Below are 11114 nucleotides of genomic sequence, written 5' to 3'. Positions count from 1 at the left end.
TTCATCCCCTCCTTAAAAGGTAGAGGTTCTCATCCTCCCACTTACAGCCTGATAGCTGTGGGAGCGTCAATAAAAACTAACCAGCTCATAACAAAGGAGTGAGTCATGTCTGATTTGTCGGCTACTCAGACTAATCCGTTGGTCGGAACTTGGACGCTAATCTGTGCGAGCGCTATTAACCCTGATGGGACAGTGACTCCTCAGGTGTATGGTCCTAACCCCATCGGCTACATTACTTATACACCTGAGGAGCGGATGATGGTTATGTTTGCAAGGAGCGATCGCCCACCCTTGAGTGAAGATATTCGCTCACCATTTAGCAAAGACATTCGCTCTTTACCGCCTGAGGAATGTGTACAAGCGTTTTCTACATTCAACGCCTATGCAGGGACATACACGTTGAATGGAAACACCGTTACTCATCATGTCGAGATAGCATCAATTCCCAATCGAGTTGGCAAGGATTTAGTCCGGACGTTCACGTTGAATGGGAATCGAGTCACGCTGAAAACGCCACCGACTAATACTGATGGAGTCCTGAAGGTTTTTGAACTCGTGTGGGAACGCGTCGAGTCATGATTTATAGATAAAAAATAGTCATTCGCTGGAAAAAAAATCAAACTGCATAAGTCAGATGAGCTTACTTCTATAGCAGGTCAGATGGTGATAGTCAGGCTCATCTGGCTCTCAAAAAAAAGATGCCAAGAAAAGTCAGACTCACTTCAACTGTAATTAATCTTGTTGTGGATTAGGTCAAACAAGTAAACGGTAAGCTGATATGACTGGTGTAATTCCAAATTCGATTTTGACTGTTCGTCAGGAAGAGTTATCAGATACTCAAATGATTGTTGATGGAAAATTACCAGATGATTTGTCTGGTCATATTTTTCTGTTAGCTCCAATCGGACATGTAGACTCTAAACGAGATGGTGCTCTTGTTTTTCCATCTAAAGATGGTACTCCACTTTTTAATGGTAATGGAATGATTTATCGGCTTGATTTTGATAAAAAAGCTGGGAAAGTAGGGTTAAAGTCCAAGATTGCTAAAACGCCGTGCTACTATGCTGATGAAGCAACAAAACCAGGAAGTCAATATCAAGAGTATGGATTCCGCAATTTCGGATTAGCACGTCTATCACCTTCGTTAGGTGTTCGCAGTGTCGCAAACACAGCCTTGGTTCCTCTGAAATTTGGGAACGAAAATGAACGTATGCTTGTGACTTGTGATGTGGGGCGTCCTTACGAAATTGATACGCATTCTCTTGAGGTTGTCACGCCTATCGGATCGAACAAAGAGTGGAGAGAACAGTTACCACTTGATCTTCCTTTTGAAATGGTGATGAATACAGCGCATCCTTATTTTGATGCTCACACCAATGAGATGTTTACAGTTAATTACGGTAAGTCATTACCTAGTTTTTTATCAATCATTTTTAAATCTGAGGTCGGAAAGGTCTCATCAGCTTTCAAAGGAATCATTGAAAGATTTGCGAAATTACCGGAAGAAAAGCAAAATATAAAAAACTTGGAAATTGAAAGAGAGATTCCGAAAGAACTTTTCAACAAAGAAACTGATGAAAGCCCAGAACATGTCAAAACTTTTTGGCAAAGATTGCGAGAATTACTCAAAAAAGAGAAAGAAGAACAACAGCAACAACAAGAAGAACAAGGAAATCCTTGGGAACTGTTGAGTGAACTTAAACAACTGATGAAAATCGTCAAACAAATGCTGGAAGGATTAGATGAATTTGACGATTTTGTTTATCTGGTTCGCTGGGATGGTAAAAATGAGTTTGAAAGATGGGAAGTGAAACTTCCTGATGGTTCACCAGTTAAGATTAGGCAGACAATACATCAAATTGGTGTTACGCAGGATTATGTGGTGTTAATGGACACAGGTTTTAAAGTTGGTCCAGAGCAGCTCATCACCAAACCAATTATCAAAAATAAGAAGCTACAAAAGCTATTCAGAGAAGTACTGAATGAACCAGTATCATCTGAAACTCACTTATATATTGTGCGTCGTGCCGATTTGAAAGCCGGAGAACGCCCAGCTTTTGGTCAGAACAATGTCGAGGTTGTTGCACAACATGTGGTGATACCTGGGGGGGTGATTCACTTTCAAGTTGACTATGACAATCCTCAAAATCAGATTGTACTTCACGTTGCTCATAGTTCTGCCTGGGATGTGTCTGAATGGGTGCGGGAGTATGACATAACCTCTCTTTCAACTTCAAACTCAAACCGTCCAGTGGGAATGATGTCGGGGGCTGCAGACATTCAGTCTTTAGGACGATATGTGATTGATGCCCAGACAGGGAAATTGAATGAGGGACTGTCTAAAGTGATTAGCGATCGCACTCTGACTTGGACTCTTGCAATTAATGCTTACAACGAACACACTACCTCGAAAAAGCTCGATAATATCTACTGGAACTCTTGGGGATGTTCACCGGATTTGCTATCCGATTTCATTGTTGACCTCTATGAAAATTCTCCTAATCGGAATTTACCGATAGATGAGGTCAAGAAAATTACAAAAGAAACCAGACCTGCAAACATATTTCGGTTAGTGACAGACTCTCAAGAAAAGATGGCGATCGCCGACAGTTACCAATTTCAACCAGGGTACTTTGGCAGTTCAATTCAGTTTGTACCACGAACTCACAATGATGGTAGCTCAACAGATGGTTATATCGCCTGTACAGTTCTCTCTGACAAAAGCGAAATCTGGATTTTCGACGCCAAAAATCTCACTCAAGGTCCCCTTTGCAAGCTGAGTCATCCCCAACTCAAGTTTGGATTTACCACCCACACGACTTGGTTACCAAAAATTGCACCCCGCACAAGTGACTACTACATTTTTGTGCGTGAGGATTATGAAGACAGGGTGAAAAAACAAAAAAATCGTGAAATCCAAAAACTATTTGAGGAAGCCGTTTACCCCAAATTTCCCACAGCCTGGACATCTGTTCCTGATTCGGTTCTCGATGCTAGTCGCAAAGAACTCGACAACATCAAACTGAATATTCTTGAGTCAAAATTGCCAGACAAAAAACTACCAGAAGGACTGCACGGTCATGTTTTTATTATGGGTCCAGTGGGTTCTCTTAATTCTGGTCGTCTTCCCCACAGTAATGGCGATCCAATCTTCAACAGTGATGGGATGATTTACCGACTCGACTTTAATCATAAAGGAGAAGTTGGTTTAAAAACACGAATCACGAAACCGCCATGTTACTACGCTGATATGGCAACTCAACCGGGAACGAAATATGCTAAATATGGATTTGGTAATCTCGGCATTTCACGATTCTCCAGTAAGTTAGGTTCTCGCAACCAATTGAATACTGCTTTTGTGCCAATATATGGACCAGAAGAAGGCGATCGCCTGCTTATTACTTGTGATGCTGGTCGTCCTTATGAGATTGATACCGAAACCCTCGAAGTTGTCACGCCTGTTGGAACAAACAAAGAGTGGCGTCCAGAAATTAAGCTGAATTTTCCGTTTCCACCTGTCCTAACAACAGCCCATCCCACCTTTGATGGTCACACTCGTGAGGTATTTACCGTCAATTATGGTCGGTCATTGTCAAACTTTCTGGAAACCATACCTTCTTTTAACGAACTGGATAAATTTCTTGATGAAATTGACGAATCTTTGGAAAAAGGCATTTTCAGAACCATTTCTCAGGTTTCTGGTAAACTGCGTCAACTCTTCGGCAGATTTGTTTCACCAGTCACCGAGATACCTGAGGACTTTGTTTATCTTATCCGTTGGGATGGTGTTGATAAGTTTGAGCGATGGAAGTTAGTACTTCGTGATCGTGATGAAGCTGATGAAACTCCTGTTGAGATTGAGCAATCTCTACATGAGATTGGAATCACCAAAGATTATGTTATCCTCATAGACACAAATTTCAAAGTTGGAATCGCTCAAGCGTTCAACAATCTTTTTCCGCGTCACCAAAAAGTAGAGAGACTGACAAGAAAGTTACTCACACTACCAGTTTTACCTGAGACGAAACTTTATATTGTCCGCCGTAGAGACTTGAAAGACGGACAACGCCCACAAGTGAGTCAGCAAGAAGTTAAAGTTGTCGCGCAGCAGATACTTATTCCACAGGGTACAATCCATTTTGCATTAGATTACGAAAATCCTGACAACAAAATTACGCTTCACGTCACCCATAACAGTGCAGATGTTGCTGAGTGGGTGCGCCAGCATGATAATTTAGCCTCTAGTCCCGAAACTTCTGTAGCATCGAATTTAGTAGGTATGTTAACTACTGTAACAGACGTTAGTCGTTTAGGTCGCTACGTGATCGATGGTGAAAGCGGAGAGATTCTTGAGTCAAATGTGTTATCTAATTCCAGGTACACTTGGGGAGTCGGACTCTACACTTACTGTGATAGGTTATCAACAGGTCTACCTTCAGGGCAAGTAGAAAATATTTACTGGCAGTCTGCGGGCTTTTGGCAAGAGTTACTCACAAAATTTGTCTCTGATTTATACAAAGATAACCAATACCGGATAGTATCACTGAAGAAACTCCTTCAACCAAACAATCGACAAAACAGACCTTCTTGTTTATTCCGTCTAAATACAATAGACATGAAAATTGCTGACGCTTATGAATTTCCTGTCACTGTTGAAGACGATAAATCGAACAGTCACATGATTTTGTCTCCGCAGTTTGTACCCCGTGCTGATGGTGATGGTAGTTCAACAGATGGTTACATTGTTTGTACCGTTGCTTCAGAAAAGGATGACGAAATCTGGATTTTTGATGCCAAAAATCTAGCTCAAGGACCTGTTTGCAAGCTTGGTCATCCTTCACTGAATTTTAGTTATACAATACATACAGCTTGGTTACCAAAAATTTCACCCCGTACAGCTAGTTATAACTGTCCCGTACGTGAAGATTACCAAGAGCAAGTCAAGAAAAATTCCCAAGATATCCAGGATTTGTTTGAGACAGAAATTTACCCATATTTTGAGGGAAAATGAGCTAGGTGAACTCTTGAAATTGTTGGATGCGAATTATTGACAATACCATTTCTCTCGTTCCCATGCAGAGCATGGGAATGCAGTATAGGATGCTCCGTCTTCAAATAATTATATTGAGTCAGCAGCCCACAGTTATGCATTCCCACAACAAAGCCAGGGAACGAAGAATGTGTTGCAAAAATACAGTAAGACTCACGAAACTTAAATAAGTATTATCCTGTACTATGATTACGATTCCTGGCATTGAAATTACCAGACACATTTATGAAAGTGCCAATACTTTAGTGTATCGAGGTATCCGAACTCAGGATAAAAAACCTGTTATTCTCAAAGTTTTAAATAAGGAATATCCGACTTCAGAAGAACTAGCTAGGTACAAGCAGGAATTTGAAATTATTAACTCATTAAATATGCCTGGAGTCGTCAAGGCATACACCTTAGTCAAATATCAGCGGACTTTGGTCATTATTTTAGAGGATTTTGGTGGTGAATCCTTAAGGTTTTTAAAAAATACCAGAAAGTTACCGCTAGCAGAACTTCTTCTCATCGCCATACAAACTGTTGATAGTTTAGCAAGAATACACTCTGCAAAGATTATCCATAAAGATATTAACCCTTCTAATATCGTTTTCAACTCAGAGAATGGTGAAGTCAAACTTATTGATTTTGGACTTTCTACAGTTTTCTCTCAAGAAAATCTCAGTTTTGAAAATATCAATGTTTTAGAAGGTACCCCAGCCTATATTTCGCCAGAGCTAACTGGTAGAATGAATCGTTCATTTGATTATCGCACTGATTTTTACTCTCTCGGAGTCACTTTTTATGAGTTACTAACCAATCAACTGCCTTTTGAAACAACTGATTTGATGGAATTAGTACATTGTCATATTGCTAAACAACCTATACCTCCCCATGAAGTCAACCCAGAGATTCCTCTGGTGATTTCCAATATTGTGATGAAAATGTTGGCGAAAAATGCTGATGATAGATATCAAAGTGCTTGGGGAATTAAAGCAGATTTAGAAGAAAGTTTACTGCAACTCAGAGTCAATGGTGAAATTTCCAACTTACCGATTGCTTGTCAAGATGTTTCTAATAAATTTCAAATTTCTCAGAAACTCTATCACCGAGAACGAGAAATTGAAACTTTACTGACGGCATTTAAGAGAATCAGTTATGGAAACGATCATACACCTCCTAGAAGTGAAATAATGCTGATACCTGGATATTCAGGTCTTGGAAAATCAGTGTTAGTTCAAGAAGTTTATAAATTTCTGACTCAGCAGCAAGGTTATTTCATTTCTGGCAAGTTTGAAGAATTCTCTCGCAATATTCCTTATTCAGGATTTCTTCAAGCCTTTCGGGAGTTAATCAAGCAACTGTTAACCGAAAGTGAATCACAGATTAATTTATGGAGAGAAAAATTATTAGAAGCATTTGGTCCTAATGGTCAAATGCTTATTGATGTCATTCCTGAAATAGAATTAATTATTGGTCAGCAATTGTCAGTTCCTGCATTGTCATCGATAGAATTTCAAAATCGCTTTAATTTAGTTTTTCAAAACTTTGTGAAAGTATTTACTCAACCAGAACATCCGCTTGTCATATTTCTGGATGATTTACAGTGGGTAGATAGCGCTTCTATGCAATTGATACAACTATTGATGACAGCAGAAAATAGTCAATATTTATTTTTTATTGGTGCTTATCGTGATACTGAATTAGATGCAAACCATCCATTAATCATCACGTTAGATAAAATCCAACAATCAGGGACTATTGTCAATTATCTTCACCTTTCTCCTTTGGATTTATCAAGTATTAATCAGTTAATAGTAGATACTTTCAATTGTTCTTTGGAGCGAGGAAAACCCCTTGCAGAATTAATTCTTCAGAAAACGAATGGGAATCCTTTCTTTGTCAATCAGTTTTTACAATCACTTTATCAAGAAAATCTGTTATATTTTGACTTTTCTTATCTGACATATGAAGGAAAATGGCAATGGAATTTAGAGGAAATTCAGGCGCGAGACTTTACAGATAATGTAATTGAACTCATGGTCAGCAAAATTAAAAAGTTGTCTCTTGAGACACAAGAGGTATTAAAGCTAGCAGCTTGTATAGGTCATCAATTTGATATTCAGACAATAATAGATGTTAATCAAAAAGTACCCCAAGAAACACTGATAGCGCTGCGTGAAGCAGTTGCAGAAGGTTTTCTTATGCCCTTAAAGGATGCGTACAAGCTGATTGATTCAGAAGATTTTTCACAACAAACAGAACATAACATCAAAGCGGAATACAAGTTTGCTCATGACAGAATTCGGCAAGCAGTATATTCTTTAATTCCACCAGAACAGAAGAGCGCCATTCACCAAAAAGTGGGTAAAATTTTGCTGCAAAATACTCCACTAGATAAACGTGAACGGAATATTTTTGATATCGTCAACCAGTTGAATTTGAGTCTGGAATTAATTCCGAGTCAGTCAGAGCGAGATGAACTGGCTTCACTGAATTTGATGGCTGCTCAAAAAGCAAAAGGTGCAGTCGCCTATGAACCAGCATTGAGATATTTAAAAATCGGCATAGAACTGTTGACAGAAAATAGCTGGCAGAGTCAATATAACCTCATGCTGACGTTATATGTGGAAGCAACAGAAGCTGCATATCTCAACACTAACTTTGAGGAGATGGAGAGACTGGCTGAGGTGGTACTGTGTCACGCTAAAACTTTGCTGGACACAATAAAAATTTATGAGGTGAAAATCCAGGCTTATATGGCGCAGAATCAGCCACTGCAAGCTTTAAAACTTGTCCTACCTGTCGTGAAATCTTTGGGAGTGAAGTTTCCGGAAAAACCGAATAAATGGAATATTTGGATGAGTTTCTTAAGGACAAAGATATCTTTAACAGGACATCGTATTAAAGACTTAGTTGACTTACCGGAAATGACCGAACCTGATAAACTTGCAGCTATAGATTTGTTATCTAGAGTCAGAGTAGCTGCATATCTAGCTTCTCCTCAACTCTATTCACTCATTGTCTTTCAAGAAATTAATTTATTAGTCAAATATGGCAATACTTTTGACTCTGCTTTTGTCTATGCTGCTTATGGGATGATTCTCTGTGGAGTCGTAGAAGATATTGATTCTGGATATCAATTTGGTGAACTTGCTATGAAGGCTTTAGAAAAATTAAATATAAAACGTAAAGAAAATAAGGCATTGCATTTGATAAATGGCTTTATCAAACATTGGAAACAGCATGGAAACAAAACATTAAAACCGTTAGCAGAAGCTTATAAAATGGGAATCGAAAATGGAGATTTTGAGTTTGGTAGTTATTCGGCATTTATGCATTGCTTAAACGCATATTGTGTTAGTGAAAATCTCAGAGAACTTGAACAAAGAATCTGCTCATATAGTGATGATATTAATCAGCTCAAGCAACAAACTATATTGAATTATCTCAAAATATTACATCAAGCCGTTTCACAATTAATGAATCACTCTGAAGATGAGTTTTCTTGTCAATTAATGGGTGATTTTTATAACGAAGAAAGAATGCTTTCAATTCATCTAGAGGTGAACGACAAAACCGCAATTTGCAATCTGTATTTACACAAAATGGTTTTTTGTTATTTATTTCATAAATATCCAGAAGCTGTTAAAAATGCAACTAAACTTCAAGAATATTTAGGAAGTGTGACAGCATCACTTCTTGTTCCTCTATTCTATCTCTATGATTCTTTGGCGCGGCTCGCCGTTTTCGCTGATGTTTCTGAGTCAGAACAAAAAAATATTTTAAAACAAGTAACTCGTAACCAGAAGAAAATGAGAAAATGGGCACATCACGCTCCAATGAATTATCTACACAAGTTTTATCTAGTCGAAGCGGAACGCGATCGCGTGTTGGGTAAAGATAAGGAGGCTAGAGAATATTATGATCGCGCTATTGCTTTAGCACATGAGAATGAATATCTTAACGAAGAAGCCCTAGCGTACGAACTCGCAGCCAAGTTTTATTTAAACAGAAATCAAGACCATGTAGCCCGCCATTATCTGCAAGATGCTCACTACACTTATCAAATTTGGGGGGCTACAGCCAAAGTCAAAAACTTGGAAGCGCAATACCCACAATTTTTGAGTCAAGCTAATAAAAATCAACTTGAGACAACTTTATCGATTTCAACGACAGGGCGAAGTATATCTCATGTTTTAGATTTTCAAAGTGTCCTTAAAGGTTCACAAACGATTTCTGGTGAAATCATACTAGACAAGTTGCTCGCAAAGTTGATGAAAATCGTGATTGAGAATGCAGGAGCACAAAAAGGCTTTCTGATTTTGCATTCTCAGGTAGAGCCTTTGAATGACGAGGAAAACTGGGTGATCGAAGCTACAGGTGTTGCAGATTCTGATGAAGTTATCGTTCTGCAATCTATACCGATACACTCAGTAGATACCGAAACTCATATTCCTCTTTTATCGACCGCCATCATCAACTATGTCGCTCGGACTCGGGAAAATGTTGTTTTAAATGATGCTCTCCATGAAGGACAATTTACACGCGACTCTTACATTGTCACCACTCAAGCCAAATCGATTCTCTGCACTCCCCTATTGTATAAAGCCAAACTTAGCGGTATTTTATATTTGGAAAATAATCTGACAACAGCCGCATTTACTCCAGAACGTGTCGAAGTCTTAAGAATCCTTTCTGCTCAAGCCGCCATTTCTATAGAAAATTCCCGTCTCTACGAACAGTTAGAAGGTTATAGCCGAACTCTAGAACAAAAAGTGAAACAGAGAACTCAGGAATTACAACAGAAGAATCAGGAGTTAGCAAATCTCTTGCAAAAGCTTAAAGCTACACAGTCTCAGATTATCGCACAAGAGAAATTAGCTTCTTTGGGAGCTTTAACAGCAGGAATTGCTCATGAAATCAGGAATCCCTTAAATTTTGTTAACAATTTTGCTGAACTTTCTGTAGAATTAACTCAGGAACTGTTTGAAGAGATTGAAACTCAAAAAGACCGATTAGACTCAGATTTTATAGAGTCCATAGAAGAAATCTTAAATAATCTTAAACAAAACACTCAAAAAATCAATGAACATGGCACAAGAGCAGATAATATAGTGCGTGGCATGCTCATGCACTCACGAGGGCAAACTGGCGCTCGACAACTGACTAACATTAACGCTTTGCTAGCAGAAGCTGTTAGTTTGACTTATCACGGAATGCGTGCCAAAGATGCTTCCTTCAACATCAACATAGAAACTGATTATGATGATAACGTTGCTGAACTAAGTATTGTGCCACAGAGTATGAGCCGTGCTTTTATAAATATCCTTAATAATGCTTGTTATGCAGCGTATGAAAAGAAAAAGCGTTTGTATGCTCACTCAGACGACCAACATGAGGAGTTTTCACCTATGCTTCTTGTTAGAACTAAAAATTTGGGTGAGCAGGTAGAAATACACATCCAAGATAATGGCGAAGGCATTCCTCAGGAGGTGCTAGATAAGATGTTTAATCCTTTTTTCACAACAAAACCACCAGGTGAAGGAACTGGTTTGGGTTTATCTATTACTCATGATATTATTGTCCAGCAGCATCAAGGAAATATCAGGGTGGAAACAGAAAAGGGTAGTTATACTAAGTTTATCATTGCTCTACCTAAAATTGTTCCTAAAAATCAAGAGATAAAAACATGAAAATAATGGTTGTAGACGATGAACAAGATGTTCAGTTTTTGTTTGAGCAAAAATTTAGAAGAGAAGTCAAACAAAATCAGGTTAGCTTGCATTTTACGCTGTCAGCTGAGGAAGCACTGGAAAAAATACAAAATCAAAGTAAGCTAATAGAATGTTTATCCCTGATATTAGCAGATATAAACATGCCTGGAATGAATGGGTTAGAGCTACTCAAAATTCTCAAGGAAAATTTTCCTAATTTAAAAGTTTTTATAATCACTGCTTATGACGATGAGTCGAATTATTTAATAGCTAAAGAATACGGGGCTGATGAATATATTACAAAGCCAATTCAATTTGACAAACTTAAAGAAAAAATTTTTACTGTGTAACTAATCCCAATCAGGGAA

The 11114-nt window shown here is 38.4% G+C and carries 4 protein-coding genes; all 4 read left to right on the top strand.

Features of this window, described 5'->3' with window-relative positions; translation table 11 throughout:
- The first annotated feature begins 105 nt into the window (after nt 1-105).
- The 4 genes from DP117_RS21745 to DP117_RS21730 all read left to right on the top strand — a co-directional run bounded on the left by DP117_RS21745 (nt 106) and on the right by DP117_RS21730 (nt 11096).
- A complete protein-coding gene (locus DP117_RS21745) occupies nt 106-579 on the top strand; it encodes a lipocalin-like domain-containing protein (protein ID WP_169220323.1) in 474 nt (157 codons plus the stop codon).
- A gap of 199 nt (nt 580-778) precedes the next feature.
- On the top strand, nt 779-5011 hold the full coding sequence (locus tag DP117_RS36395) for a carotenoid oxygenase family protein (RefSeq protein WP_169220322.1): 4233 nt from the start codon (nt 779-781) through the stop codon (nt 5009-5011).
- 224 nt (nt 5012-5235) lie between these two features.
- On the top strand, nt 5236-10725 hold the full coding sequence (locus DP117_RS21735; RefSeq protein ID WP_169220321.1) for an AAA family ATPase: 5490 nt from the start codon (nt 5236-5238) through the stop codon (nt 10723-10725).
- A complete protein-coding gene (locus DP117_RS21730; protein ID WP_169220320.1) occupies nt 10722-11096 on the top strand; it encodes a response regulator in 375 nt (124 codons plus the stop codon). Before DP117_RS21735 ends, DP117_RS21730 begins: the two co-directional genes overlap by 4 nt.
- The last annotated feature ends 18 nt before the right edge of the window (nt 11097-11114 follow it).

The sequence above is a fragment of the Brasilonema sp. UFV-L1 genome (assembly GCF_012912105.1).
In the GTDB taxonomy this organism is placed as follows: Bacteria; Cyanobacteriota; Cyanobacteriia; order Cyanobacteriales; family Nostocaceae; genus Brasilonema.
The sequence above is the reverse complement of the archived record's forward strand: the minus strand, read 5'-3'. Positions and strand labels throughout refer to the sequence as shown.